This is a genomic window from Isoptericola sp. NPDC056578, assembly GCF_042793275.1.
Classification (GTDB): Bacteria; Actinomycetota; Actinomycetes; order Actinomycetales; family Cellulomonadaceae; genus Isoptericola.
The window spans coordinates 15,052-41,598 of sequence record NZ_JBHTVC010000010.1; the positions used below are offsets into that span (position 1 = coordinate 15,052).

General features: G+C 72.9%; 24 protein-coding genes. 18 read left to right on the forward strand and 6 right to left on the reverse strand.

Translation table 11 applies throughout. The features are described 5' to 3' along the window. The first annotated feature begins 38 nt into the window (after nucleotides 1-38). From ACFQ80_RS06145 to ACFQ80_RS06180, 8 genes are read left to right on the forward strand one after another with little or no spacing between them, the layout of a single operon-like run. The gene (locus tag ACFQ80_RS06145) at nucleotides 39-821 is read left to right on the forward strand and encodes a helix-turn-helix transcriptional regulator (protein ID WP_430562988.1); all 783 of its coding nucleotides are present in this window, start codon (nucleotides 39-41) and stop codon (nucleotides 819-821) included. Continuing rightward, a complete protein-coding gene (gene sufB, locus ACFQ80_RS06150; RefSeq protein ID WP_416343677.1) occupies nucleotides 818-2,281 on the forward strand; it encodes a Fe-S cluster assembly protein SufB in 1,464 nt (487 codons plus the stop codon). The genes ACFQ80_RS06145 and sufB overlap by 4 nt, the downstream gene beginning before the upstream one ends. Further along, complete coding sequence (gene sufD, locus ACFQ80_RS06155; protein ID WP_430551732.1) at nucleotides 2,281-3,495, forward strand: Fe-S cluster assembly protein SufD; 1,215 nt, start codon at nucleotides 2,281-2,283, stop codon at nucleotides 3,493-3,495. Before sufB ends, sufD begins: the two co-directional genes overlap by 1 nt. 7 nt (nucleotides 3,496-3,502) lie before the next feature. Then, a complete protein-coding gene (locus tag ACFQ80_RS06160) occupies nucleotides 3,503-3,850 on the forward strand; it encodes a non-heme iron oxygenase ferredoxin subunit (protein ID WP_430551733.1) in 348 nt (115 codons plus the stop codon). 42 nt (nucleotides 3,851-3,892) lie between these two features. Continuing rightward, complete coding sequence (gene sufC, locus ACFQ80_RS06165; protein ID WP_429767169.1) at nucleotides 3,893-4,660, forward strand: Fe-S cluster assembly ATPase SufC; 768 nt, start codon at nucleotides 3,893-3,895, stop codon at nucleotides 4,658-4,660. Between the two features lie 48 nt (nucleotides 4,661-4,708). Next, the gene (locus ACFQ80_RS06170) at nucleotides 4,709-6,007 is read left to right on the forward strand and encodes a cysteine desulfurase (RefSeq protein WP_430562989.1); all 1,299 of its coding nucleotides are present in this window, start codon (nucleotides 4,709-4,711) and stop codon (nucleotides 6,005-6,007) included. A gap of 20 nt (nucleotides 6,008-6,027) precedes the next feature. Then, nucleotides 6,028-6,492: a Fe-S cluster assembly sulfur transfer protein SufU gene (gene sufU / locus ACFQ80_RS06175; RefSeq protein WP_430551735.1), complete on the forward strand. Its 465-nt coding sequence runs from the start codon at nucleotides 6,028-6,030 to the stop codon at nucleotides 6,490-6,492. Nucleotides 6,493-6,518: 26 nt separating this feature from the next. Continuing rightward, nucleotides 6,519-6,890, forward strand: coding sequence for a metal-sulfur cluster assembly factor (locus tag ACFQ80_RS06180; protein ID WP_430551736.1), 372 nt, complete (start codon nucleotides 6,519-6,521; stop codon nucleotides 6,888-6,890). 129 nt (nucleotides 6,891-7,019) lie between these two features. Here the strand turns inward: ACFQ80_RS06180 and ACFQ80_RS06185 are convergent, their stop codons facing one another. The 6 genes from ACFQ80_RS06185 to ACFQ80_RS06210 all read right to left on the reverse strand — a co-directional run bounded on the left by ACFQ80_RS06185 (nucleotide 7,020) and on the right by ACFQ80_RS06210 (nucleotide 14,780). After that, entirely contained in the window at nucleotides 7,020-8,018 is a 999-nt protein-coding gene (locus ACFQ80_RS06185; protein ID WP_430562990.1) for a proline racemase family protein, read from the reverse strand. Beyond that, complete coding sequence (locus ACFQ80_RS06190; RefSeq protein WP_430562991.1) at nucleotides 8,015-9,031, reverse strand: Ldh family oxidoreductase; 1,017 nt, start codon at nucleotides 9,029-9,031, stop codon at nucleotides 8,015-8,017. Before ACFQ80_RS06190 ends, ACFQ80_RS06185 begins: the two co-directional genes overlap by 4 nt. Before the next feature lie 53 nt (nucleotides 9,032-9,084). Beyond that, nucleotides 9,085-10,152, reverse strand: a complete 1,068-nt coding sequence (locus tag ACFQ80_RS06195) for a proline racemase family protein (protein WP_430562992.1) — start codon at nucleotides 10,150-10,152, stop codon at nucleotides 9,085-9,087. Nucleotides 10,153-10,218: 66 nt separating this feature from the next. Beyond that, complete coding sequence (gene ppsA, locus ACFQ80_RS06200; RefSeq protein ID WP_430562993.1) at nucleotides 10,219-12,615, reverse strand: phosphoenolpyruvate synthase; 2,397 nt, start codon at nucleotides 12,613-12,615, stop codon at nucleotides 10,219-10,221. Nucleotides 12,616-12,665: 50 nt separating this feature from the next. Continuing rightward, nucleotides 12,666-13,523, reverse strand: a complete 858-nt coding sequence (locus tag ACFQ80_RS06205; RefSeq protein WP_430562994.1) for a pyruvate, water dikinase regulatory protein — start codon at nucleotides 13,521-13,523, stop codon at nucleotides 12,666-12,668. 183 nt (nucleotides 13,524-13,706) lie between these two features. Next, nucleotides 13,707-14,780, reverse strand: coding sequence for a LacI family DNA-binding transcriptional regulator (locus ACFQ80_RS06210; RefSeq protein WP_430562995.1), 1,074 nt, complete (start codon nucleotides 14,778-14,780; stop codon nucleotides 13,707-13,709). A 222-nt stretch (nucleotides 14,781-15,002) separates the two neighbouring features. On the opposite strand from ACFQ80_RS06210, the gene ACFQ80_RS06215 reads away from it, so the two are divergent. From ACFQ80_RS06215 to ACFQ80_RS06260, 10 genes are all read left to right on the forward strand, one after another. Continuing rightward, nucleotides 15,003-15,842: a carbohydrate ABC transporter permease gene (locus ACFQ80_RS06215; RefSeq protein WP_430563039.1), complete on the forward strand. Its 840-nt coding sequence runs from the start codon at nucleotides 15,003-15,005 to the stop codon at nucleotides 15,840-15,842. Nucleotides 15,843-15,845: 3 nt separating this feature from the next. After that, nucleotides 15,846-16,757, forward strand: coding sequence for a carbohydrate ABC transporter permease (locus ACFQ80_RS06220; RefSeq protein WP_429763272.1), 912 nt, complete (start codon nucleotides 15,846-15,848; stop codon nucleotides 16,755-16,757). Between the two features lie 49 nt (nucleotides 16,758-16,806). Beyond that, a complete protein-coding gene (locus ACFQ80_RS06225; protein WP_430562996.1) occupies nucleotides 16,807-18,150 on the forward strand; it encodes an ABC transporter substrate-binding protein in 1,344 nt (447 codons plus the stop codon). 106 nt (nucleotides 18,151-18,256) lie between these two features. Further along, nucleotides 18,257-20,044 carry a beta-galactosidase family protein gene (locus ACFQ80_RS06230; protein WP_430562997.1) on the forward strand — a complete coding sequence of 596 codons (1,788 nt, stop codon included), beginning with the start codon at nucleotides 18,257-18,259 and terminating at the stop codon, nucleotides 20,042-20,044. A 209-nt stretch (nucleotides 20,045-20,253) separates the two neighbouring features. Continuing rightward, nucleotides 20,254-21,363, forward strand: coding sequence for a response regulator (locus ACFQ80_RS06235; RefSeq protein ID WP_430551745.1), 1,110 nt, complete (start codon nucleotides 20,254-20,256; stop codon nucleotides 21,361-21,363). Continuing rightward, nucleotides 21,363-22,364, forward strand: coding sequence for an ATP-grasp domain-containing protein (locus tag ACFQ80_RS06240; RefSeq protein WP_430551746.1), 1,002 nt, complete (start codon nucleotides 21,363-21,365; stop codon nucleotides 22,362-22,364). Before ACFQ80_RS06235 ends, ACFQ80_RS06240 begins: the two co-directional genes overlap by 1 nt. Further along, a complete protein-coding gene (locus tag ACFQ80_RS06245; protein ID WP_430562998.1) occupies nucleotides 22,361-23,104 on the forward strand; it encodes a PHP domain-containing protein in 744 nt (247 codons plus the stop codon). The genes ACFQ80_RS06240 and ACFQ80_RS06245 overlap by 4 nt, the downstream gene beginning before the upstream one ends. Further along, nucleotides 23,101-24,600: a glycosyltransferase gene (locus tag ACFQ80_RS06250; RefSeq protein WP_430551748.1), complete on the forward strand. Its 1,500-nt coding sequence runs from the start codon at nucleotides 23,101-23,103 to the stop codon at nucleotides 24,598-24,600. Before ACFQ80_RS06245 ends, ACFQ80_RS06250 begins: the two co-directional genes overlap by 4 nt. Then, nucleotides 24,597-24,815, forward strand: coding sequence for a hypothetical protein (locus tag ACFQ80_RS06255; RefSeq protein ID WP_430551749.1), 219 nt, complete (start codon nucleotides 24,597-24,599; stop codon nucleotides 24,813-24,815). The genes ACFQ80_RS06250 and ACFQ80_RS06255 overlap by 4 nt, the downstream gene beginning before the upstream one ends. Continuing rightward, nucleotides 24,812-26,536, forward strand: coding sequence for an ATP-binding protein (locus tag ACFQ80_RS06260; RefSeq protein ID WP_430562999.1), 1,725 nt, complete (start codon nucleotides 24,812-24,814; stop codon nucleotides 26,534-26,536). The genes ACFQ80_RS06255 and ACFQ80_RS06260 overlap by 4 nt, the downstream gene beginning before the upstream one ends. The last annotated feature ends 11 nt before the right edge of the window (nucleotides 26,537-26,547 follow it).

Below are 26,547 nucleotides of genomic sequence, written 5' to 3' on the forward strand. Positions count from 1 at the left end.
CCCCGGGTGGTCCACGAGCCGGATGGGGGGATGAGCGCATGCCGACGAGCACGACCGCCCGCACGCCCGCGCGCCGTGCCCCCGTCGCCCCGGTGATCCTCGACGGCGTCCCCGAGACCGACGGCACCACCCGCCGTCGCGTCCTGGAGCTCGTCGCCGGCGAGGGCCCCGTGACGGCGGGAGAGCTCGCCGACCGTCTCGGCCTCACCTCGGCCGCCGTCCGCCGCCACCTGGCCTGTCTCGAGGAGGACGGCACGATCGCGGTGCACGCCGGACCGTCGTCGGGCCGCAGGGGCCGCCCCGCCCGCCGCTACGTCGTCAGCGCGCGCGGCCAGTCCGACCTCGCCGGCGGGTACTCCGAGCTCGCGGCGCAGGTCATGCGCTACCTGCGCGAGACCGGGGGCACGGACGCGGTCGCGCAGTTCGCCGCCGACCGGTACGACGCCGTCGTCGCGCGGTACGCGCCCCGCCTCACGGCCACCGACCCGCAGGAGCGTGCGGCCCAGCTCGCCGACCTGCTCTCGGCCGACGGCTACGCCGCCTCGGTCCGCCCGGTGAGCGGCCCGCTGCTGCCCACCGTCCAGCTGTGCCAGGGCCACTGCCCGGTGCAGCACGTCGCCGAGGAGTTCGGTGAGCTGTGCGAGGCCGAGGCCCGTGCGTTCTCGGAGCTGCTCGGCACGCACGTCCAGCGACTGGCCACGATCGCGGGCGGCGCGCACGCGTGCGTCACGAACGTGCCGATCGTCTCCACACCGACGTCCCCCCAGAACCTCCCCACCCCGGCCCACCGCACCCGCGGCACGCAGGAAGGAACACGATGAGCGCTCCCACCCAGGACGCCGCCCAGGCGGCTTTGGCACAGGGCACCGAGAAGCGGTCCGATGACGAGATCATCGACTCGATCGGCGCGTACCAGTTCGGCTGGCGCGACAGCGACGCCGCCGGCGAGGCCGCCACGCGCGGTCTGAACGAGGACGTCGTCAAGAACATCTCGGCGCTGAAGGACGAGCCCGAGTGGATGGCGAAGTTCCGTCTCAAGGCGCTGCGGCTGTTCGGGAAGAAGCCGATGCCCAACTGGGGTGCGGACCTCACGGGGATCGACTTCGACCGGATCAAGTACTTCGTGCGCTCCACGGAGAAGCAGGCCGCCAGCTGGGAGGACCTGCCCGAGGACATCAAGGAGACCTACGACAAGCTCGGCATCCCCGAGGCGGAGAAGCAGCGCCTCGTGGCCGGCGTCGCCGCGCAGTACGAGTCCGAGGTCGTCTACCACCAGATCAACGAGGAGCTCGAGAAGCAGGGTGTCATCTTCCTCGACACCGATACCGCGCTGCGCGAGCACCCCGAGCTGTTCCAGGAGTACTTCGGCACCGTCATCCCGGCGGGCGACAACAAGTTCGCCGCGCTGAACTCTGCCGTGTGGTCGGGCGGCTCGTTCGTCTACGTGCCGCCGGGCGTGCACGTCGAGATCCCGCTGCAGGCCTACTTCCGCATCAACACGGAGAACATGGGCCAGTTCGAGCGGACGCTGATCATCGCGGACGAGGGCTCCTACGTGCACTACGTCGAGGGCTGCACCGCGCCGATCTACTCGAGCGACTCGCTGCACTCCGCGGTCGTCGAGATCGTCGTGAAGAAGAACGCCCGCGTGCGGTACACGACCATCCAGAACTGGTCGAACAACGTGTACAACCTGGTGACCAAGCGCGCCACGGCCGCCGAGGGCGCCACCATGGAGTGGGTCGACGGCAACATCGGCTCCAAGGTGACCATGAAGTACCCGGCGATCTACCTGCTGGGCGAGCACGCCCGCGGCGAGACCCTGTCGATCGCCTTCGCGGGCGAGGGCCAGCACCAGGACGCCGGCTGCAAGATGGTGCACGCCGCGCCCCGCACGTCGTCGTCGATCGTGTCGAAGTCCGTCGCCCGTGGCGGCGGCCGCACGTCGTACCGCGGCCTGGTGCAGGTGCTCGAGGGTGCCAAGCACTCCGCGTCGACCGTGCTGTGCGACGCGCTGCTCGTCGACCAGATCTCCCGGTCCGACACCTACCCGTACGTCGACGTCCGCGAGGACGACGTGTCCATGGGGCACGAGGCGACGGTCTCGCGGGTGAGCGAGGACCAGCTGTTCTACCTCATGTCCCGAGGCATGGAGGAGACCGAGGCGATGGCCATGATCGTGCGCGGGTTCGTCGAGCCCATCGCGCGCGAGCTGCCCATGGAGTACGCGCTCGAGCTCAACCGCCTCATCGAGCTGCAGATGGAAGGGTCCGTCGGCTGATGGCCATCACTACCGATCACTCCCGCGCCGTGGCCGACGGCGCCCACTCCCACGGGGTCGTCCCGGCGGGCTCGCGCGCCGAGCGCAAGACGTCGTTCGACCTCGCCGACATCCCCGTGCCCACCGGGCGCGAGGAGGAGTGGCGGTTCTCGCCGGTCGCGCGGCTCCAGCCGCTGTTCGGCGACGACCTCGGCGCCGGCGGCGTCCTCACGGGCGTCGTCGAGACGCCGGAGGCCAAGGTCGAGATCGTCGGCAAGGACGACCCGCGCCTGGGCACGGCCGGCAAGCCGGGCGACCGCACCGCCGTCACCGCGTGGAACGCTGCGACCGAGGCGACCGTCATCACCCTGCCCGCGGAGGCCGTCGCCACCGACGTCACCTCCGTGCGGGTCGAGGGCGCGACCAAGGACGCGACCGCGCAGCACCTGCTGGTGCACGCGGAGCACCACGCCGAGGGCGTCGTCGTCATCGACCACCGCGGCGAGGCCGTCCTCAACCAGACGGTCGAGATCGTCGTGGACGAGGGCGCTCACCTCACCGTCGTCAGCGTGCAGGACTGGGCCGACGGCGCCGTGCACGCCTCGAGCCACCGTGCCCGCATCGGCCGCGACGCGAAGCTCAAGCACGTCGTCGTCACCTTCGGCGGCGACGTCGTGCGCATCACGCCCGACGCGACGTTCACCGGCGAGGGGGGCGAGGTCGAGATGGTCGGCCTGTACTTCGCCGACGCCGAGCAGCACCAGGAGCACCGCCTCTTCGTGGACCACGCCGTGCCGCGCTGCAAGTCGCGCGTCACCTACAAGGGCGCCCTCCAGGGCGCCGGCGCCCACGTGGTGTGGGTCGGGGACGTGCTGATCCAGGCCGAGGCCGAGGGCACCGACACGTACGAGCTCAACCGCAACCTGGTCCTCACCGACGGCGCCCGCGCCGACTCGGTGCCCAACCTGGAGATCGAGACCGGCGAGATCGAGGGCGCGGGGCACGCGTCGGCGACCGGCCGGTTCGACGACGAGCAGCTCTTCTACCTCATGGCCCGCGGCATCCCCGAGGTCGATGCCCGTCGCCTCGTGGTGCGCGGCTTCTTCGCGGAGCTGATCGACCAGATCGGCGTCCCGTCGGTCGAGGAGCGCCTGCTCGCGTCGATCGAGGCCGAGCTGGAGAAGTCGATGAGCGCCATCACCGGCGTCGCGGCGACGCCGGCGACGGGCGAGTGACGTCCCGATGACCTCCCAGCTGGCCTGCATGGCCGACGACCTCGCCCCCGAGGAGGCCATGCTCGTGGAGCTCGACGGCGCGGACGGGGCCCCGGTCCCGGTCGCCGTCGTCCGCGACGCCGACGGCGACTGGCACGCCCTCTCGGACATCTGCTCGCACGGACAGGTCTCCCTGTCCGACGGGGAGGTCGAGGGCTGCCTGGTCGAGTGCTGGCTGCACGGCTCGCAGTTCGACCTGCGCACCGGCAAGCCGGTCCAGCTCCCCGCGACGCAGCCCGTGCCGGTGTACCCGGTGACCGTGGACGGCGACCGCATCCTCGTGGACGTCGACGAGCGGCTCGCCGTCGCGTCCTGACCTGCCTCAGACTTTCGCAACACAGACCTGGAGACACGAAGCATGCCCACCCTGGAGATCCGCGACCTGCACGTCAGCGTCGAGACCAAGGAAGGCGCCAAGCCGATCCTGCGCGGCGTCGACCTCACCATCAACTCGGGCGAGACGCACGCCATCATGGGGCCGAACGGCTCCGGCAAGTCGACCCTCGCCTCCGCCCTCGCCGGCCACCCGAAGTACACGGTGACCTCGGGCACGGTCACGCTCGACGGCGAGGACCTCCTCGCGATGACCGTCGACGAGCGCGCCCGCGCCGGCCTGTTCCTCGCCATGCAGTACCCGGTCGAGGTGCCGGGCGTGTCGGTGGCGAACTTCCTGCGCACCGCCAAGACCGCCATCGACGGCGAGGCGCCCGCCCTGCGCACGTGGGGCAAGGAGGTCAAGGGTGCGATGGAGAACCTCCGCATCGACTCGACCTTCGCCGAGCGCTCCGTCAACGAGGGCTTCTCCGGCGGTGAGAAGAAGCGCCACGAGATCCTGCAGATGGAGCTCTTCAAGCCGCACTTCGCGATCCTCGACGAGACCGACTCCGGCCTCGACGTCGACGCGCTGCGCGTCGTGTCGGAGGGCGTGAACCGCGCCAAGTCGAACACCGACGTCGGCGTCCTGCTCATCACGCACTACACGCGCATCCTGCGCTACATCAAGCCGGACTTCGTGCACGTCTTCGTCGACGGCAAGATCGCCGAGGAGGGCGGCCCCGAGCTCGCGGAGCAGCTCGAGGAGAACGGCTACGACAAGTACGTCGGCACCGGCGCGACGATGGCCTGACCTCCTCGTCGAGAGGATTCGACCAGGAGCCGTCACCAGGAGGACAGCATGACCACCACCGACACCGTGCGCCCGTCGCTCACCGCGGCGGAGCTCGCCGCCGTGCGCGCGGACTTCCCGCTGCTCGGGCGCACGGTGCGGGGTGGCCGGCCGCTCGTCTACCTGGACTCCGCCGCGACGTCGCAGAAGCCGAACGTCGTGCTCGAGGCCGAGGTCGACTTCTACGAGCAGCGCAACGCGGCCGTGCACCGGGGCGCGCACCAGCTCGCGGAGGAGGCGACCGAGGCGTTCGAGGACGCCCGGTCGGCCGTCGCCGCCTTCGTCGGTGCGGACACCGACGAGATCGTCTGGGCGTCCGGCGCGACGGCGGCGCTCAACCTCGTCGCCTACGCGTTCTCGAACGCGACGGCCGGGCGCGGGGGCGCCGCCGCCGAGCGGTTCCGGCTCGCCCCGGGCGACGAGATCGTCGTCACCGAGGCGGAGCACCACGCCAACCTCGTGCCGTGGCAGGAGCTGTGCGCCCGCACGGGCGCCGTCCTGCGCTGGTTCGGGGTCGACGACGACGGGCGGATCGACCTGTCCGACGTCGCGAGCGTGATCACCGGGCGCACCCGTGTGGTGGCGTTCGGCCACGTGTCGAACGTGACCGGCGCGATCGCCCCCGTGGCCGAGCTGGTCGCCGCCGCCAAGAAGGTCGGGGCGCTCACGGTGCTCGACGCGTGCCAGTCCGTGCCGCACCTGCCCGTGGACCTGCACGCCCTGGACGTCGACCTCGCGGCGTTCAGCGCGCACAAGATGCTCGGCCCCACCGGCGTCGGTGCGCTGTACGGGCGCCGGGAGCTGCTCGAGGCCATGCCCCCGGTGACCACCGGCGGGTCGATGGTCGAGGTCGTCACCATGGCCGAGACCACCTACGCCCCGCCGCCGCAGCGGTTCGAGGCGGGCACGCAGATGGTCGCCCAGGCCGTCGGCATGGGCGTGGCCGCGCAGTGGCTGGACGAGCTCGGCATGGACCGTGTCGCCGAGCACGAGCGCGAGCTCGCGGCCGAGCTGGTGCGCATCGGCGAGATCCCGGGCGTGCGGATCGTCGGGCCGGCCGACGCGCGCGACCGTCTCGCGGTCGTGTCGTTCGTCGTCGACGGCGTGCACGCGCACGACGTCGGGCAGGTGCTCGACGACAAGGGCATCGCCGTCCGCGTCGGGCACCACTGCGCGCAGCCGCTGCACCGCCGGTTCGGTGTGGCCGCGACGGCGCGCGCGTCGGCCTCCGTGTACACCACGGCCGAGGAGATCGCCGCGTTCCGGGAAGCATTGGCGGGCGTGCGCGCGTTCTTCGGTGTGGACTGACGTAGGCGGAGAGGACAGCAGTGAGCTCGCTCGAGCAGATGTACCAGCAGGTGATCCTGGACCACGCGAAGCGCCCGCACGGGCGGGGTCTCGTGGACGCGCCCGCCGACCACCGGTCGGGGCAGTCGCACCAGGTGAACCCGACCTGCGGCGACGAGATCACGCTGCGCGTGGACGTCGACGGCTCCACCGTGTCGGGCGTGTCCTGGGAGGGACAGGGCTGCTCCATCTCGCAGGCGTCCGCCTCCGTGATGACCGAGCTCGTCACCGGGCACGACCTGGCCGACGTCGCGCGTCTGGACGCCGTCTTCCACGACCTCATGGCCTCGCGGGGCAAGGGCCTGGACGACGAGGACGCCCTGGACGCCCTCGGCGACGCGAGCGCGTTCACCGGCGTCTCGCAGTACCCCGCCCGCATCAAGTGCGCGCTGCTCGGCTGGGCAGCGCTCAAGGATTCGCTGGCGCGCAGCGGCGCGCTGGGCTGAAGCCGACCTGAACCTGAGAGGACACGATGACCGAGAACACGACCGACGCGGCCGCCCCGCCCGTCGCCGAGCCGGCCGCGGCCCCCACGCCCACCACGGCGGCGGACGTCGAGGAGGCCCTGCGCGACGTCATCGACCCCGAGCTGGGCATCAACGTCGTCGACCTGGGGCTCGTCTACGGCATCCAGGTGGACCAGAACAACATGTCCACGATCGACATGACGCTCACGTCGGCGGCCTGCCCGCTCACGGACGTCATCGAGGACCAGGCCGGCACCGCGCTCGAAGGGCTGGTCGACGGCTTCCGCATCAACTGGGTCTGGATGCCGCCGTGGGGACCGGAGAAGATCACCGACGAGGGCCGCGAGCAGCTGCGGATGCTGGGCTTCAACGTCTGAGAGACAGTCGGCGACGTCGGATCGAAGGTCTCGTCCCTCTCGGGGCGAGGCCTTCGTCGTCCTCCCGGAGTCACGACATCGGCTCGACCGGTCGTGACGGGCGGCACCGCGGGCCGGGCTCGCCCGGGGTCAGACGGTGAAGCCGGCGGGGAAGGGGTCCGTCGGATCGAGCACGAACCGCGCCGAGCCGGTCACCCAGGCCCGGCCGGTGATGGCCGGCACGATCGCCGGGCAGCCGGCGACGGTCGTCTCCTCGACGACGCGGCCGGTGAACTCGGTGCCGATGAACGACTCGTTGACGAAGGCCTGGCCGCGCTGGAGCCGCCCGCGGGCGTGGTGCACGGCCATCAGGGCGCTCGTCCCGGTGCCGCCGGGGGACCGGTCGAGCCAGCCGGGGTGGTTGATCAGCGCGTGGCGGGCGCGCGCCGCGTCGGATCCCGGAGCCAGGAACACGGTGTGCTCGCAGCCCGAGTAGCCCGTCTCCGGGTGCACGGGCCGGGCCTGGTCGTTCACGGCAGCCATGACGGCGCGACCGGCGACGATCAGCTCGTCGACGCGGTCCCGCGCGAACGGGATGCCGAGCGACTCGGCGTCGACGAAGGCGTAGTAGTTGCCTCCGAACGCGATGTCGCACAGGACCTCGCCGTACCCCGGGACGTCGAGACGCCGGTCGAGCTCGTGGGCGTACGACGGCACGTTGACGATCGTGACGTCCTCGGCACGGCCGTCGCGCACCCGCACCTCGGCGGTGATCAGACCGATGGGGGCGTCCAGCCGGATCGTCGTGACAGGTTCGACGACGGGCACCATCCCGGTCTCGACGAGCACGGTCGCCACGGCGATCGTTCCCGCCCCGCACATCGGCAGCACTCCCGTGACCTCGATGAACAGCACGCCCCAGTCCGCGTCGGGGCGGGTGGGCGGCTGCAGGACCGCCCCGGACATCCAGCCGTGGCCGCGTGGTTCGCACATCAGGTAGGTGCGCAGCTCGTCCGAGTTCTCGATGAACCACCGACGCCGCTCGGCCATGTCGGCGCCCGGGAACGCCTCGACCCCGCCGGTGACCACGCGCACCGGGAGACCCTCGGTGTGCGCCTCGACGGTCTCGATCGTCCGGTCGGTCCTCATCGTGCCCACTCCTCGAGCTCGTCATGTACCGCCGCGGGCAGCCGCACGGTGGCGGGCTCGGGCTTGCGTCGACCGAAGTCGGCGCCGTGCTCCGCCGCGAGCCGGCGGTGGTGCGCCTCGGCGCGCTCCACGAAACCAGGATCGAAGGCGGACGGGTCGAGCAGCAGGAGGAAGAGCCCGACCGCCGGCGAGACGCTGCCGCGGTCGAACGGCGCCGCATCGACGGAGAACGCGCCACCCGAGAGCGTCGCGAGCATCTCGACCATGACGGCGACGTTCGCGCCCTTGACCCCGCCGAACGGCAGGAGTGCGCCGGCCAGCGCGGCGGAGGCGTCGTCGGTCGGCGCGCCGTCCGGCCCGAGGGCCCACCCGGCGGGGATCGGGTCGCCGCGCTCGGCGGCCTGTCGCACCGAGACCCAGGCGGTCTCGCTCGCCGCCTGGTCGAACGCCCGAGGCCCGTCGGGGTGCGGCAGCGCGAACGCCAGCGGGTTGGTGCCCGTGATCGGCACGTGGGAGCCGTAGGCCGCCAGCAGCGCCGGCGAGTTCGTGGCGGCGAGGGCGACGAATCCCGCTCGCGCCGCCGCCAACGCGTAGTGGGCGAGCTCGCCCGCCGGGAAGCAGTTCCGGATGCTCAGGGCGGCGACACCGGCCTCGCGTGCCCCGTCGAGCGCCGTGGGGAGCGCGCGGGCGAACGCGACCTGGGCCGCGCCGCGATCGGCGTCGGCCACGACGATCGACGTACGCCGCCGCTCGACCACGGGGCTCGGATCGCCGTGGAGGCGGCCGTCCGAGATCGCTCGGAGGAAGTCCAACAGGTGCGCGACGCCGACGGCCGGCCTGCCGCGGAACTCGGCGGCGACGACCGCCTCGGCGAGCGCACGCGCCGTGTCGGACGAACCACCCGCCCCGCGGACGGCCCTCCCGCACAGGTCGACGAGCGCGTCCCGCTCGATGCTCCGGTCAGCTGCGGCGGCCGTCGCGGATGCCGCGACAGGGAATTCGTCGTGATTCATACGCGGCCCACCGTATCCGGCACCGCGGCCTCACTACGCCACGGTGCGCCATTTCAGCGCAGCACGAATCCGGGGGTCAGCGTGTCGTCCGGGTCGACCTCGAACACGGACGTGGCGACGTGGTGGGCGACGCCGGTGACGACCGGGACGACGGCGTCGCGGCCCTCGTCGGTCACGCGCTCCAGGACCCGGGCGCGGAACCGGGTGCCGACGATCGAGTCGTGGACGAGCACCTGTCCGTCGCCCAGCCGTCCCGTGGCGGCGAGGACGGCGACCCGCGCCGCCGTGCCGGACCCGCAAGGGGAGCGGTCGACCTGGCCGTCGGCGAAGATCGTCACGTTCCGCTGGTGCGGGCCCCCGTCGGGCGACGTGCCGAGGTCGTCGACGACGATGGTCCCGTACAGGCCGCTCAGCCGCGGGTCGGTCGGGTGCTCGAGGCGGGCGTCGCCCGCGAGAGCGGCCTTGACCTCGCGGCCGAGGGCGATGAGCTCGCCCAGGTTCTCGGGCGTCACCGTGAGGCCGGCGCTCGCGGCGTCGACGCACGCGTACAGCGCGCCGCCCCAGGCGAGATCGACGCGGATCTCGCCGCGGCTCGTCGCCACCGGCACCCCGGCGTCGACCAGCGCGCTCGGCACGTTCACGAAGTCGACCTCGCGCACCCGGCCGTCGTCACCGGTGCGCACGCGGGCGGTCACCCGCCCGGACGGCACGTCGATCACCACGTCGGTGACCCCGGACGGGTCGGCGGGCACCAGGCCGGAGCGCAGGGCCCATGCCCCGAGCGCGATCGTGCCGTGACCGCACGCGGTGGAGAACCCGTCCTTGTGCCAGAACAGGACGCCGAGGTGCGCGCCGTCGTCGTCCGGCGGGGTGACGAAGCCTCCGTACATGTCGGCGTGACCGCGCGGCTCGAAGCACAGCAGGCGGCGCAGGCCGTCGACGTCCGGGTCGTCGATCGCACGCTGACGCCGCTCGGCGACGGTCGCGCCGGGGATCGGCACGGGAGGCGCCGGCACGATGCGGAACGGCTCGCCCGCCGTGTGGTAGTCGATCGTCCGCACCGGCCCCGGGATCCGGGTCCGTCCGTCGGTGGCGGTGGCGGCGCCGCTCGGATCGGTCATGGGCGCGACCCTACGGCAACCCGACGACGCGGGGCTCCCCGTCGAGACCGTGCGCGAACCTTCAGGTCAGAGCATGCGGGAGTGCTCGCCTCCGGAGGCGGCCGCGAGCGCGAGCCAGGTGTCGACGACGGTGTCGGGGTTGAGGGACACGGACCCGATGCCGCGCTCGACGAGCCACTGGGCGAAGTCGGCGTGGTCGGACGGCCCCTGCCCGCAGATGCCGATGTACTTGCCGTGGCGTCGGCAGGCGTCGATGGCGAGACCGAGGAGCTCGCGGACCGCGGGGTCGCGCTCGTCGAACGTGTGGGCGACGAGCGCGGAGTCACGGTCGAGGCCGAGCGTGAGCTGGGTCAGGTCGTTGGACCCGATGGAGAAGCCGTCGACGTGCTGGAGGAACTCGTCGGCGAGCAGGGCGTTGGACGGCACCTCGCACATCATGACGACCTGGAGGTCGTTCTCGCCGCGCCGCAGCCCGTTCTCGGCGAGGAGGGCGACGACCCCCTCCGCCTCGTCGAGGGTGCGCACGAACGGGATCATGACCCGCACGTTGGTGAGCCCCATGTCGTCGCGCACGCGGCGCAGCGCCTCACACTCCATGTCGAAGCACTCGCGGAAGTCGGGGGAGAGGTACCGGGACGCGCCCCGGTAGCCGATCATCGGGTTCTCCTCGTCGGGCTCGTACAGCGTGCCGCCGAGGAGGTTGGCGTACTCGTTCGACTTGAAGTCGCTGAGCCGCACGATGACGGGCTCGGGCGCGAAGGCGGCGGCGATCGTGGACACCCCCTCGGCGACGCGCTGCACGAAGTACTCGCGCGGGGTGGGGTACGCGGCGACGCGGTTCGCGACCTCGTCCCGCAGCTCGGCGGGCAGGTCGTCCGCGTCGAGGAGGGCGCGGGGGTGGATGCCGATCTGCCGGTTGATGATGAACTCGAGACGGGCCAGCCCGACGCCGTGGTTCGGCAGCCGGGCGAAGGAGAACGCCTGGTCGGGCGTGCCGACGTTCATCATGATCTTCACGGGCGGCTCGGGCATCCGGTCGAGCTCGGTCGCCTCGTCGTCGAACGCCAGCAGCCCGGCGTAGACGCGTCCCTCGTCGCCCTCCGCGCAGGAGACGGTCACCTCGTGCCCGTCGGGCAGGTCGTGCGTGGCGGAGCCGGTGCCCACGACGGCCGGGATGCCGAGCTCGCGCGCGATGATCGCGGCGTGGCAGGTGCGCCCGCCGCGGTTCGTCACGATCGCCGCGGCGCGCTTCATGATGGGTTCCCAGTCCGGGTCGGTCATGTCCGCGACGAGCACGTCGCCGGGGGCGAAGCCGTGCATCTGGTCGACCGAGGACAGCACCCGGACGCGGCCGGCGCCGATCTTCTGCCCGATGGCGCGCCCCTCGAGCAGGACCGTGCCCTGCTCGCGCAGCGTGAACCGACGCATGACGTTCCCCGAGTCGCGCGAGACCACGGTCTCGGGGCGGGCCTGCAGGACGTAGAGCCTGCCGTCCACCCCGTCCTTGCCCCACTCGATGTCCATCGGGCGGCCGTAGTGCTCCTCGATGACGAGGGCGATGCGGCCCAGCTCGGTCACCTCGGCGTCGGTGAGGGAGAAGCGCGCGCGCTCGGCGGGGTCGACGTCGGCGAACACCGTGCTGCCGCCGACGTGCCGGCCGGCGGCGTAGCGCATGGCGACCGCCTTCTCGCCGACGGACCGCTTGAGGACCGCCGGCCGGCCGGCGCGCAGCGCGGGCTTGTAGAGGTAGAACTCGTCCGGGTTGACCGCGCCCTGCACCACGGCCTCCCCGAGCCCGTACGAGCTGGTGACGAAGACCGCCTGGTCGAACCCCGACTCGGTGTCGACCGTGAACATGACGCCGGAGGCGCCGACGTCCGAGCGCACCATCCGCTGCACCCCGGCCGAGAGCGCGACGTCGTGCTGGTCGAACCCGTGGTGCGCGCGGTAGGCGATGGCGCGGTCGTTGTACAGGGAGGCGAAGACGGACCGCACGGCGTGGAGCACGTTGTCGATGCCCCCGATGTTGAGGAAGGTCTCCTGCTGCCCGGCGAACGACGCGTCGGGCAGGTCCTCGGCGGTGGCGCTCGAGCGCACCGCCCACGTCACCTGCTCCGGTTCGGGGTCCTCGGCGACCAACCTCGCGAACGCCGCGCGGAGGTCCGCCTCGACGTCGGCCGGGAACGGCTGCGCCTCGACCCAGCCCCGCACGGCGGACCCCACCTGCGCGAGGGCGGTGACGTCGTCCGTGTCCAGGCCCTCGACGGCGGCGCGGATGCGTCCGGCGAGGTCGTCGTGCTCGAGGAACCGGCGGTAGGCCTCGGCCGTCGTGGCGAACCCGCGCGGCACGCGGACGTCGGCCGCCGCGAGCCGGGACACCATCTCCCCGAGGGAGGCGTTCTTGCCGCCTACCCGGGCCAGGTCGTCCATGCCGATCTCGTCGAACCAGAGGATATGGGCCATCGTCGGTCCCTTCGTGGGTGCGGATCGTGGGTGCGGATCGTGCGGTGCCGTCAGCCGCGCAGCTTCATGGTCTGGAGGATGACGGCGGACATCTCCTCGACGCTCTTGGTGGAGGAGTTGAGGAACGGGACGCGCGTGCGGCGGTAGAGGTCCTCGGCCTGGCGCAGCTCGAGCCGGCACTGGGCGAGGCTCGCGTACCGCGAGTGCGGGCGGCGCTCGTGGCGCACCTGGCTCAGGCGCAGGGGCGTGGTGGTGAGGCCGAAGCACCGCGCGGCGTACGGGGCGACGGCGGGTGGCAGGCCGTCGGCCGGGAAGTCGTCCTCGGTGAGGGGGTAGTTCGCGACGAGCAGCCCGTGCTGCAGCGCGAGGTACATCGTGGTGGGGGTCTTGCCGCAGCGCGAGGGCGCGATGATCACGACGTCGGCGAGGTCGAGCGCGCGCCGGCTCTGCCCGTCGTCGTGCTCGATGGCGTACTCGACCGCGCGCATGCGGGCGAAGTACCGCTCCAGGTCGCCGACGCCGTGGGACGGGACGAGCTGTTCGCTGGACGTCGTGCCCAGGGCCTGCTCAAGCTCCACGAGATGCCCGCCGAGGAGGTCGATCAGGACACCCCGCGACCGGTCGAGCTCCTCGCGGACCGCCGGCGCCCGCACCGTGGTGAAGACGATCGGGGCCAGCCCGTCCGCCGCGGACCGGTCGATCTCGGCGGTGAGGTCGCGCGCGGCGCGGTCGGTGTCGACGAACGGCACGGTGTGGCGGCGGAACGTGATGGCAGGGAAGTTGACGAGGAGGGCGCTGCCCAGCGTCTCGGCCGTGATGCCCGTGCCGTCGGAGACGAAGTAGACCGCCCGTTCGCGCGGCGGCGGCGTGCCGGCGTCGTCGCCGGACGTCGCCCGGAGTGCTGTCATCCGCCGTCACCTCCGAGGTCCAGGATCTCGTCGTTCGAGCCGCCCGGCCCGCCGAGCGTGACGGGCGTCGTGCTGCGCACCCTACGCCCACCATGTGAATGACCGTTAACTTCTGGCGCTCCGGTGCCTGTCCCCGGCTCGGACGACGGATCGTGGAGCGTGACGCGAGCCCGCCCGACGGCGTCAGGGGGTGCGCGCTCCGGTGCGCGGCGCCGGACCGGTGCTCTCACGCACCACGAGGCGCACGGGCACGGTCTCGTGCGTGCCGCTGAGGTCGACGTCGTCGCGCACCTGGCGCAGCAGCAGGTCGACGAGGCTGCTGCCGATGCGGGCGAAGTCCTGCTCCACGGTGGTGAGCGGCGGCCACAGGTGCTCGGCGAGGGTGATGCCGTCGAAGCCGACGACGGACACGTCGTCCGGCACGCGGCGCCCGGCCTCGTGCAGGGCGTGCAGCATGCCGGCGGCGGTCTCGTCGTTGGCGCAGAACACGGCGGTGACGTCCGGGTCGGCGGCGAGCTCGCGGCCGACGGCGTACCCGGTCCGCGCGGTCCAGTCGCCGTGCAGGGGCTCGGGGACGGTCCGGCCGGCCGCCTCGAGCGTGGCGCGCCAGGCGTCGGTGCGGCTGCGGGCGGGCAGCGAGTCGTCCGGGCCCGCGACGTGGTGCACGGTGCGGTGGCCCAGGTCCAGCAGGTGCTGCACGGCGAGACGGGCGCCCTCGGTCTGGTCGGCGCGCACGGCGGGGTGCGTCCCCACGAAGCGCGAGTCGGAGACGACGACGGGCAGCTGCGCCGGCAGGGCGAGCGTGTCCGGGGTCGCGGTCTCGGCGCGCACGATGACGAGCCCGTCGATCGCCTGGTGGGAGAGGCGCGTGACGGCCGCGGAGACGTCGTCGGGGGAGGGGCTCTCGACGTCGACGATCGTGACGGTGTAGCCCTCCGCGCGGGCGGCCTCGACGACGGCCTCGACGGTGCGCGACTCGCCCGTGCGGGCCAGCCGGTGGGCGATGACCCCGAGGGTGCGGAAGCTGCCGTACCGCAGCGCGCGGGCGGCGGTGTTGGGGGCGTAGCCCAGCTCGGCCATCGCGGCGAGCACGCGCTCGCGCGTCGCGGGCCTGACGTTGTCGAGCCCCATCGAGACGCGGGAGACGGTCTGCGAGGAGACGCCCGCGAGCGCCGCGACCTCGGCCATCGAGGGGGCCGTCCGGGGGCGTCCGCGCCCTCGGGGCCGCACGCCGGGCGCGCCGTTCGTCTCCACCATCGCCGCCTCTCGTGCCGCCTCTCGTGACTCCGCCGGCGTCCGAGGGCTTGACATCCCTGGCGCCTCGCGACACTCTAGTCCGGCCACGATGTTTACGTAAACATTTGGCCCGCCCGTCCTCCTGGGAGTTGCTTCGTGACCGCTGACGCTCCGGCATCCTCGCCGCCCGCCCGCACCGCTGTGCCCGTCGTGCGCCGCAGTCGTCGGCGCTGGACGGGATGGATGTTCGTGGGCCCGTTCATGGTCGTGTTCGCGCTGGTGTTCCTGGCGCCGATCGCCTACTCGCTCTACCTGTCGGTGTTCCGCACGCAGATGGTGGGCGGCACCACGTTCGTCGGGCTCGAGAACTACGCGCAGGCGCTCGCCGACCCGCAGTTCTGGGCAGGGCTGGGACGCGTCAGCCTGTTCCTCGTGGTGCAGGTGCCGATCATGCTCGGCATCGCGCTGCTGGTCGCCCTCGCGATCGACAGCGGCCGCCTGTACGGCAAGAGCTTCTTCCGCATCTCGATCTTCATGCCCTACGCGGTGCCGGCCGTCGTCGCGGCCCTCATGTGGGGCTTCATGTACGGCACGCGGTTCGGCCTGGTGGGCAACCTCAACGACGCCTTCGGCATCAGCCTACCGAACCCCCTGTCGCCGGACCTCGTCCTGGCCTCGATCGGCAATATCGTGACCTGGGAGTTCGTCGGCTACAACATGCTGATCTTCTACTCCGCGCTGCGCGTGGTGCCGCACTCGCTGTACGAGGCGGCGGAGATCGACGGCGCCGGCCAGTGGCGCGTCATCAGCGCCATCAAGCTGCCCGCCATCCGCGGCGCGCTCGTCATCGCCACGATCTTCTCGATCATCGGCAGCTTCCAGCTGTTCAACGAGCCCAGCATCCTGCAGTCGCTCGCCCCGAACGCCATCACGACGTCGTACACGCCCAACCTGTACGCCTACTCGCTGTCGTTCTCCGGCCAGCAGTACAACTACTCCGCGACCGTGGCCATCATCATGGGCCTGATCACCATGGTGATCGCCTACGTGGTGCAGCTGCGCGGCATGCGCAAGGAGCCGTGACCCGTGTCGACGCTGACCGCCCCCGCCCGTCCCGCCCCGCGGCTGCGCACCCCGCGCCACCACTCGGTGGCACGGCCGCGCCGCAGCCCGCTGCTCACGGTGCTCACCGCCGTCGTGCTCGTGTACTCGCTGGTGCCGCTCGCCTGGCTGCTCATCAACGCGACCAAGACGCAGGAGGACCTGTTCTCCTCGTTCGGCCTCTGGTTCGGCGACTCGTTCTCGTTGTGGGACAACATCGTCACCACGCTCACCTACGACGACGGCGTCTTCGTGCGGTGGTTCGGCAACACCGTGCTGTACGTGGTGGTGGGCGCCGGCGGCGCGACGTTCCTCGCCATCCTGGGCGGGTACGCCCTCGCGAAGTTCGACTTCCCGGGCAAGCGCGGGGTGTTCGCCCTCGTCATCGGCGCCGTCGCGGTGCCGGGCACGGCGCTCGCCGTCCCGACGTTCCTCATGTTCAGCCAGCTGGGCCTGACGAACACGCCGTGGGCCGTGATCATCCCGTCCCTGATCTCGCCGTTCGGGCTGTACCTCATGTGGACCTTCGCGGCGGAGGCCATACCGGGCGAGCTGCTCGAGGCGGCCAGGATCGACGGGGCGGGCGAGTTCCGCACCTTCTTCCGCGTGAGCCTGCCGCTGCTCGCGCCCGGGATCGTCACGGTGCTGCTGTTCACGATGGTCGCCACCTGGAACAACTACTTCCTGCCGCTGATCATGCTGCGCGACTCGTCCTGGTACCCCCTGACGCTCGGGCTCAACGCCTGGAACGCGCAGGCCGCCACCGCCGGCGGCGAGGCGATCTTCAACCTGGTCATCACCGGCGCCCTGCTGACGATCCTGCCGCTGGTCGCCGCCTTCCTGCTGCTGCAGCGCTACTGGCAGTCCGGCCTGGCCGCCGGGTCCGTCAAGGAATGACCCCCGTACCTCCCCGCGTATCCCCGTCTGACGATGAAGTGAGGACCCCATGAACGCACGATCCCGCCACCTGGCGCGCGGTACCGCCCTCGCCGGCGTGCTCGCCCTCGGCCTGGCCGCCTGCGGCTCCGGAGACGACGCCGGCTCGGGCGGCGGCGACGCCGCGCCCGTCGACACCGCCGCCGTCCTCGAGAAGGGCGGCGAGATCACCGTCTGGGCGTGGGAGCCCACGCTGGAGCAGGTCGTGACGGACTTCGAGAAGACGTACCCGAACGTCACGGTGAACCTCGAGAACGTCGGGACGGGCAACGACCAGTACACGGCCCTGCAGAACGCGATCTCGGCCGGCGACGGGGTGCCCGACGTCGCCCAGGTCGAGTACTACGCCGTGCCGCAGTTCGCCATCTCCGAGGCGCTGACGAACCTCGGCCCGCTCGGCGCGGACGAGCTGGACGGCACGTTCAGCACCGGCCCGTGGAACTCCGTGCACAGCGGCGACGGCGTCTACGGCCTGCCCATGGACTCCGGCCCCATGGCCCTCTTCTACAACGAGGAGGTCTTCGCCAAGTACGGCGTCGACGTGCCGACCACGTGGGACGAGTATCTCGAGGCCGCCCGGACCATCCACGAGAAGGACCCGAAGGCCTACATCGCCAACGACATCGGCGACGCCGGCTTCACCACCAGCATGATCTGGCAGGCGGGCGGCCACCCGTACCAGGTGGACGGCACGGACGTGACGATCGACTTCGCCGGCGACGAGGGCACCCAGAAGTTCGCCGAGGTGTGGCAGCAGCTGATCGACGAGGACCTGCTGGCCCCCGTCGGCTCGTGGAGCGACGAGTGGTACCAGGGCCTCGGCAACGGCACCATCGCCACCCTGACCATCGGCGCGTGGATGCCCGCCAACCTCGAGTCCGGCGTCCCGCAGGGCGAGGGCAAGTGGCGCGTCGCCGAGATGCCGCAGTGGGAGGCCGGGCAGCACGCCACGTCGGAGAACGGCGGCTCGTCGCTGACCGTCCCCGCCGCGAGCGAGAACGCCGAGCTCGCCTACGCCTTCGTCGACTACGCCACGAACGGCGACGGCGTGCAGGCCCGCCTCGACGGCGGCGCGTTCCCCGCCACCACGGCCGACCTCGAGTCGGACGAGTTCCGCGGCGCCGAGTCCGAGTACTTCGGCGGCCAGAAGATCAACGAGGTGCTCGCCGACTCCGCCGCGAACGTCGTGGAGGGCTGGCAGTACCTGCCGTTCCAGGTCTACGCGAACTCCATCTTCAACGACACGGTGGGCCAGGCGTACGTCTCCGGCACCACGCTGACGGACGGCCTGGCGACGTGGCAGGAGCAGTCCGCCACGTACGGCAACGGCCAGGGCTTCACCGTCAACAAGTAGTCCCGGCGAGCGTCCCTGCGGTCGGGCTCCCGGGCTTCGGAGGCCTGACCGCAGGGACACCCGTGCCCGACCTTCGTCCCGCAGACCCGGAGAGGTGCCCCGCCCCATGCCCACGTTCGAGATCGGCGAGCGGGACTTCCTGCTCGACGGCCGCCCCTTCCAGGTGATCAGCGGGGCGCTGCACTACTTCCGCGTGCACCCCGACCAGTGGGCCGACCGGATCCGCAAGGCGCGGCTGATGGGGCTGAACACGATCGAGACGTACGTGCCGTGGAACTTCCACGCGCCGGAGCCGGGCGGGTTCGACCTCACCGGCCGGCGCGACCTGGGCCGGTTCCTGGACCTGGTCGCGGCGGAGGGGCTGCACGCGATCGTGCGCCCCGGGCCGTACATCTGCGCGGAGTGGGACGGCGGCGGGCTGCCGGCGTGGCTCTTCGCGGACGGGGGCACGGGGGTGCGCCGGCACGACCCGGCGTTCCTGGACGCGATCGGCACCTACTACGCGCACCTGCTGCCGCTGGTGGCCGAGCGGCAGGTGACGCGCGGCGGCCCGGTGCTCCTGGTGCAGGTGGAGAACGAGTACGGCGCCTACCCGGGCGTGCCCGTCGACGAGCGCGCGCGCTACCTGCGCGCGCTCGTCGACCTCACGCGGGCCCAGGGGATCGACGTGCCGCTGTTCACGTGCGACCAGGCAGACGACGAGCACCTCTCGCTCGGCGGCCTGCCGGAGCTGCACAAGACGGCGAACTTCGGCTCTCGGTCCCTCGAGCGCCTCGCCGTGCTGCGTCGTCACCAGCCCACCGGGCCCCTGATGTGCACGGAGTTCTGGGACGGCTGGTTCGACTCGTGGGGGCTGGAGCACCACGTCACCGCCCCGGAGACCACGGCGGCCGACCTGGACGACCTGCTCGGCGCGGGCGCGTCGGTCAACCTCTACATGTTCCACGGCGGCACCAACCTGGGCCTGACCAACGGGGCCAACGACAAGGGCACGTACCTGCCCATCACCACGTCGTACGACTACGACGCCCCACTGTCCGAGCACGGCGCGCCGACCGCGAAGTTCCACGCCCTGCGCGCGGTGATCGCCAAGCACGCCCCGGTGCCCGACGAGGTGCCCGTCGAGCCGGCGCCGGCGCCGGCGCTCGACGTCGTCCTCGACCGGAGCGCGGCGCTCGACGCCGTCCTGGGCCTGGTGTCCGGGCCGAGGTCGCGGACGTCGTCCGCCCAGCCGCCGACGATGGACGACCTGCGTCAGTGGTCCGGGTTCGTGCTGTACGGCACGCGGGTCACGGCCGAGGACGCGGTCCTCGTGGTGGACGAGGTGCGCGACCGGGCGCTCGTGGCGCTCGACGGCGACCCGGTCGGCGTGCTCGACCGCACCACCCACGCCTGGTCGCTGCCGCTGCCGCGCCGGGCGGGCACGCTGACCCTGCTCGTCGAGGACCGCGGCCGCGTCAACTACGGCCCCCGGATCGGCGAGCCCAAGGGGATCGTCGGGACGGTGCGCACCGCCACCCGCGCCCTCACCGACTGGGAGGCCGTGCCCCTGCGTCTCGACGACGCCCCGGCGCTCCTGGCCGACGCCGAGTGGGCGACGGCGGGCGGCGCCGACGCACCGGTCGGCGGGCCGTCGTTCCACCGCGGCGCGTTCGACTCCGTCGCGGGCGCCGACCACTTCCTGCGCCTGGACGGCTGGACGCGGGGGCTCGCCTGGGTCAACGGCGAGCTGCTCGGGCGGTACTCGAGCCAGGGCCCCACGGGCACGCTCGCCGTGCCGGGGCCGCTGGTGCGCGCCACCGGCAACGAGCTGCTGCTGCTGGAGCTGCACGGCGCGGCCGCACCGCGCGCCAGGTTCGTCGCCGCCCCCGACCTCGGCCCGACGGAGGCCTGACGGCGTCGCCGGGAGCGGGGCCCGACCCCTGGCTCGTGCCCGCCAGGGGCGGGCATCACCTCGTGACCGCGGTCGTCGCGGCCGGGAACCGGCCCACCACGTCGAGGCCCGCCCCCACACCTCGACCCGCGCGGAGCGACGGCGACGTGGACCACTGACGCGACGGCGCCGGCGCGCGGTCGGCGTGGTCCTTTGGCATCGTGGTCGACGTGACGGGTGCAGGAGGGGCGGACGGCCGGCAGGACCGCCCGCGCGTGCTCGTCGTGGAGGACGACCCGGACGCCGCCGCGTACGTGCGCACCGTCCTGACGCGACTCGGCGGGATGGACGTCGCGGTCGCCGGCGACGGCGACACCGCGCTCGAGCGCCTGGACGAGCACCCCGAGCTGCTCGTCACCGACGTCGAGCTGCCGGGCCTGTCCGGCCTGGAGCTGATCCACGAGGCCCGCGAGCGCGTGCCGGGGATCCCCGTGATCGTCATGACCGCGCACGCCAGCGTCGAGTACGCCGTCGAGGCGCTGCGCGAGAGCGCCGACGAGTTCCTGGTCAAGCCGCTGGACTCCGCGCGGCTCGTCGAGCGGGCGCACGCCCTCGTGGACGCCGCGCGCCGGCGGGCGAGGCCCACCGACCGGGTGCTCGCCGTCGGCGCGCACCCCGACGACGTCGAGATCGGGGTGGGGGCGACTCTCGCGTCCCACCGGTCCGCCGGCGACGAGGTCACGGTCCTGGTGCTGTCGGGCGGTGCTGTGGGCGGTGTGGCCGCCGACCGGCGGCTGGAGGCGGCCGCCGCGACCGCCGAGATCGGGGCGGGGCTCGTCGTGCGCGACCTCGAGGACACCCGGATCGACCTGGCGACGGCGATCACCGCGATCGAGGAGGTGATCGCCGAGGTGCGGCCGACGATCGTCTACACGCACTCGGCGAACGACCGTCACCAGGACCACCGCACCGTGCACCGTGCCGTGGACGTGGCGGCGCGGCGCGTCTCCACCGTCGCCTGCTACCAGAGCCCGTCGGCGACCATCGAGTTCCGGCCCACGCGGTTCGTGCCCGTCGACGGGTTCGTCGAGACGAAGCTGCGCATGCTCGCGGCGTTCGTGTCGCAGTCCCACCGGGACTACATGCAGCCGGACCTGGTCCGGGCCACCGCGCGCTACTGGTCGCGGTACGGCGGAGGCGAGTACGTGGAGCCGCTCGAGATGCTGCGCGCCAGCCAGCTGCTCGGTCGACGACAGTCCGCGGGCGCGAACGAGGACGAGGACGAGGAGCACGGCGCCGCCGTCCCGGCGTCCCGCTCCGAGGGACGAGGGGGAGCCTGATGACGAGGGTGCTCGTGACGGGGGCCGGGGGACCGGCGGGGGTGGCGGTGATCCGTTCGCTGCTCGCGCGCGGGGACGTCGAGGTCTATGCCGCGGACATGGACCGCTGGGCCAGCGGCATCTACCTCGTGCCGGACGGGCGCCGCCGGCTGGTGCCCCCGGGGCTGGCGGACGACTTCGTCGAGCGCGTCGCGCTGCTGTGCGCCGAGGACGGCATCGAGGTGCTGTTCCCGACCGTCGACGTCGAGCTGCCTCGCCTGGCCGCCGCGCGCGACCGGCTCGCGCGGGCGGGCACCACGCTCGCGTCGCCGAGCCTCGCGACGCTCGAGACGGCCCTGGACAAGCTGGCGCTCGCCCGCGCCTGCGCGGGCCACGTCCGCGTGCCGCGCACCGAGCTGCTCGGGGAGTCCGGAGCGGACCAGGGCTGGGACTTCCCCGTGATCGTCAAGCCGCGCCGCGGTGCCGGTTCCCGCGGGGTGCGCCTCGTGACCGACCAGGCCGAGCTGGAGGCCGTGCGCGGCACCGAGGACCTGCTGGTCCAGGAGCTCCTGCCCGGCGACGAGTACTCCGTGGACGTGCTCGCCGACGCGTCCGGGCACGTGGTGGCGGCGGTCCCGAGGGCCCGCCTGCGCGTCGACTCGGGCGTGTCCGTCGCCGGCGTGACCCTGCACGACGACGCCCTCGTCGCGACCGCCGCCGAGGTGGCGCGGGTCATCGGCCTCACCACCGTGGCCAACGTCCAGCTCAAGCGGGACCGCGACGGCGTGCCGGCCCTGCTCGAGGTGAACCCCCGGTTCCCGGGTGCGATGCCGCTCACGATCGCCGCCGGGGTGGACATGCCGTCCCTCACGCTCGACGCGGTGCTGGGGCGGGAGGTCCCGCGGCACGTCGACTTCCGGGAGCTGGCCAACGTGCGCTTCCTCGAGGACCGCTTCCTCCCGGTGGGAGAGATCCTGCCCGAGCCCCGCGTCGGCCGGGCCGACGACGGGGCGCCCTCGTGACCACCCCCGCGGGCGGCCCCGCCCCCACCGGCCTCGACCTGGGCGGCGACCACCACGTGCACTCGACGTTCTCCGACGACGCGGTGAGCACGCTGGCGGAGAACCTGGACGCCGCCCGGGACCGCGGGCTGACGGTCGTGCGGATGGTGGAGCACGTGCGCCGCGGCGCGACGCACGTGCCCGACTTCCTGCGGGCGGCCGAGGCGCTCGACCCGCCGGAGGGGCTGACGGTCCTCACCGGTGTCGAGGCCAAGCTCCTCGACACCGCCGGCTCCGTCGACGCGCCCCCGGAGGTGCTGGCCGCCGTCGGCGCGCCGCGGGGGCCGGGGCGCGTGCTGCTGGCCGACCACCAGCTGCCCGCCCCCGACGGGCCGTGGAGCCCGCGGGTGGCCCGGGAGCGCCTCGCGGCCGGCCTCCCGGCCGCGGACGCCGTGGGCTTCCTCGTCACGGCCTACGCCCGTGCTCTCGCCGCGAGCGGCCCGGCGCAGCTCGCCCACCCGTTCTCGATCCTGCCCAAGGTCGGGCTGGCCGAGGACGAGGTCACGGCCGAGCACCTGGACGCCCTGGCGGGCGCGCTGCGCGCCGCGGGCGGCGTCGTCGAGGTCAACGAGAAGTGGGGGTGCCCGGGCGCGCGGGTGGCCGGCGCCCTGCGGGCCGCGGGGGTCGACCTCGTCGCGTCGACGGACGCGCACGACGCCCGCGACGTCGGGCGCTACCGCTGGTTGGGCGGTGACGCATGACCCTCGAGCTCAGCGACGACCCGGTGACGAGGATCGTGACGATCGTCTGCATGGTCCTCGTCGTGTGCGGCGTGGTCCCCGTGGCGGCCGGCGTCTACCAGTACCTGCTGCTGCCGTTCCACGCCGTGAAGAACCACTGGAAGCGATCGGGACCGTACCTGCCGCGCGTGGTGGTCGTGGTCCCGGCGTGGAACGAGGGCGCCGTGCTCGCCGCCTCGCTCGAGCGCCTGATGCGGCTGGAGTACCCGCCCGACCGGCTGCGGGTGTTCGTCGTCGACGACGCGAGCACCGACGAGACCCCGGACGTCGCGCGGGCGATGGCCGAGGCCTACCCCGGTCGCATCGAGCACCTGCGGCGCGAACAGGGCGGGCAGGGCAAGGCGCACACCCTCAACCACGGGATCCGCGCGGCGCTCGCGGACGACTGGATGCAGGCCCTGCTCATCATGGACGCCGACGTCGTCTACCGGCCGGACTCCCTACGGCGGATGACCCGCCACCTCGCGGACCCCGAGGTGGGTGCCGTCACGGGCTACATCACCGAGGGCAGCCAGCGGCCCGGGCCGGTGGCGCGGTTCATCGGCTACGAGTACGTCACCGCGCAGGCCGCCGCCCGCCGCGCCCAGAACGTGCTGGGCGTGCTCGCCTGCCTGGCCGGGGGCGCGCAGCTGCACTCGCGGGCCAACCTCGAGGACCTCGGCGGCGAGATCGACACGACGACGCTCGCGGAGGACACCTTCACCACCTTCCGCACGCAGCTGGCCGGGCGTCGCGTCGTCTTCGACCCGACGGCGATCGTGCGCGCCGAGGAGCCGGAGTCGGTCCGCGCCCTGTGGAAGCAACGCGTGCGCTGGGCGCGGGGGAACGTGCAGATCACGTCGCGGTTCCGCCGGGTGTGGTTCCGCCCGTCGCGCCGGCACCGCCTGGGGTCGCTGTCGTTCGGGCTCATCTGGTTCTCGGTCTACCTGCTGCCGGTCGCGGCCACGGCCGCGTCGGTCGGGCTGGTCGTGCTGCACGCGATCGACCAGGTGTCCGCGATCGCGGTCTTCCGGACGCTGTGGTGGGTGGCCGTGGTCGCCTACGTGTACGTCACCGTGCTCACGGTGCTCGTGGACCCGCGCACCGCGCGACGCACCTGGTTCGAGGCGCTCACCTTCCCCGGCATCGGGTCGCTGGTCGTCATGGTGGCCGCCTGGTACCCGGGGCTGTGGGACCAGCGACTGCCGTCGCTGTTCGGGCTCGAGGTGTCCCCCACGGGGCGGTCGGTGCTCCTGTACCTCCTGTACGCGTGGCCGCTGGTGGCGATGCTGCTGGCGTGGCTCGTGCGGGCGGTGGACGGCGTGACGCGGCTGCACTGGCTCGCGAACCTGCTGCTGTACGTGGTCGGGTTCGGCCCGCTGCTGTGCGCGATCACCCTCGACGCGTACGTCAAGGAGGCCCGCGGGGCGTCGACGGCCTGGGACAAGACGATCAAGACAGGGAAGGTCGTGGGATGAGCACCTCGCCCGACGAGCGGCCGGCCGGCACGGCCGCGGAGCCCCGCACCCGACGGGAGCGCCAGGAGTGGTGGGCGACGCTCGCCCCGGACGCGCTCGAGGACGAGACCCGGACGAACCGGCGCCGGGAGCGCTGGCTCTTCCTGTCCGCGGGCGTGGCCCTCGCGGCGACCCTGGTCGTCCTGGCGCTGCACGCGGGGCCCCTGTTCTCGTGAGCGTCGACGCGCCGCTGGGACGGTTCGCCCCCGTGCGCGCGGCGTGGGCGCGGATCGACACCGTGCTCAAGCGCCAGGTCGTCTTCGGGGTCCTGTATGCCGTGTCGCTGGCGCTGGTCCCGCTCGCGGGGGTGCCCGTCGCGTCGGGCTGGTTCATCGTCGCGGGCGCCCTCGTGGAGCTGCTCGTGCTCGCCGCGGCCGCGTTCGCCCCGTGGCACCGGTGGCCGCCGGCGGCGCAGGACGTGCTCCCGATCGTCAGCGCGCTCGCGATCGTGCTCCTGGAGCGCGGCACGTCGTTCACGGCGATCTACTTCACGTCGCTCGTCCTCCTCCCGGTCGTGTCGCTGGCCTGGAACGGGGGGTGGCGGGGGATCGTGCTGGCGACGATCACGGCCTCGGCGGTGGTCGCGGCCCCGCGCCTGTGGCACGGCCACGTGGTGGACCAGCAGAGCTCGATCGTGCGAGCCGTCCTGATCCCGCTCATCAGCCTCGCCCTCGCGTCCTTCGTCGCGGCCGCGGCACAGGGCCAGCGCAGCCGGAACGCGCGGCTGCAGGAGCTGACCGGCCAGCTGCGCACGTCGCGCGACCTCATGGCCGGGCTGGTCGACGCCGCCACGGAGCAGGCGATCGTGGCGACGGACGTCCAGGGCCGGATCGAGGTGTTCAACCAGGGCGCCGAGCGACTCACCGGCTGGGCGGCCGGCGAGGCGGTGGGGCACTCGATCCTGGAGCTGCGCCTGCCCACGGAGCTCGACGTGGCGGCCGCGGAGGCCGGGCTGCGGCCGATGCCGGACGAGGACCCGGCGTCGGTGCGCCTGCAGGGCCTGCTCGGGGCCGCGATGGACGGCGGGGTCCAGGTGCGCGACTGGACGCTGCTGCGGCGCGGGGAGAGCGCCGGGACGGTGCGGGTCACCGTCACCCGCCGCCTGCCGCAGCCGTCCGTGCGCCACACCGGGTACCTCTTCGTCTCGACCGACATCACGGAGCAGCTCGAGGCGGAACGGGCCAAGGACCAGTTCCTCGGCTACGTGAGCCACGAGCTGCGCACCCCGATCAGCTCGCTCCTCGGCTACCTGGAGCTGCTGGGCCTCGACGACGGGAACCTCACCGACGAGCAGCGGGACTATCTCGCGGTTGTGGAGCGCAACGCGCGGCGCCTGCTGCGGCTGGTGGAGGACCTGCTGCTCACGGCGCAGGTGGACGCCGGACGGTTCACGGTGGCGCCCGAGCCGACCGACCTGCGCACGATCACGGCCGGCGCCCTGCGCACGGCCGCGCCACAGGCCCGGGCCGCCGGCGTCGACCTCGTCGACGGGACCGAGGCCGAGGTGCCCTTGGACGGCGACGCCACCCGGCTCGGGCAGATGGTCGACAACCTGGTGTCGAACGCGCTGAAGTTCACGCCGCGCGGCGGGACGGTCACGGTCCGCGCCGCACCCGGGACGGACGAGGACGGCGGACCGGCCGCTGTCCTGACCGTCCAGGACACGGGCGTCGGCATCCCCGGCGACGAGGTGCGGCGCCTCACCGACCGGTTCTTCCGCGCGTCCACCGCGACCGAGCGACGCATCCCCGGCGTCGGGCTGGGGCTGTCCATCTCGAAGGCGATCATCGACGCCCACGGCGGCACGCTGACGATCGCCAGCGTGGTGGGGGAAGGCACGACGTTCACCGTGCGCCTGCCCGGGTCGGCGTGGGGAGAGGGCGAGACCGCCGGCTGACGGGCGTCGAC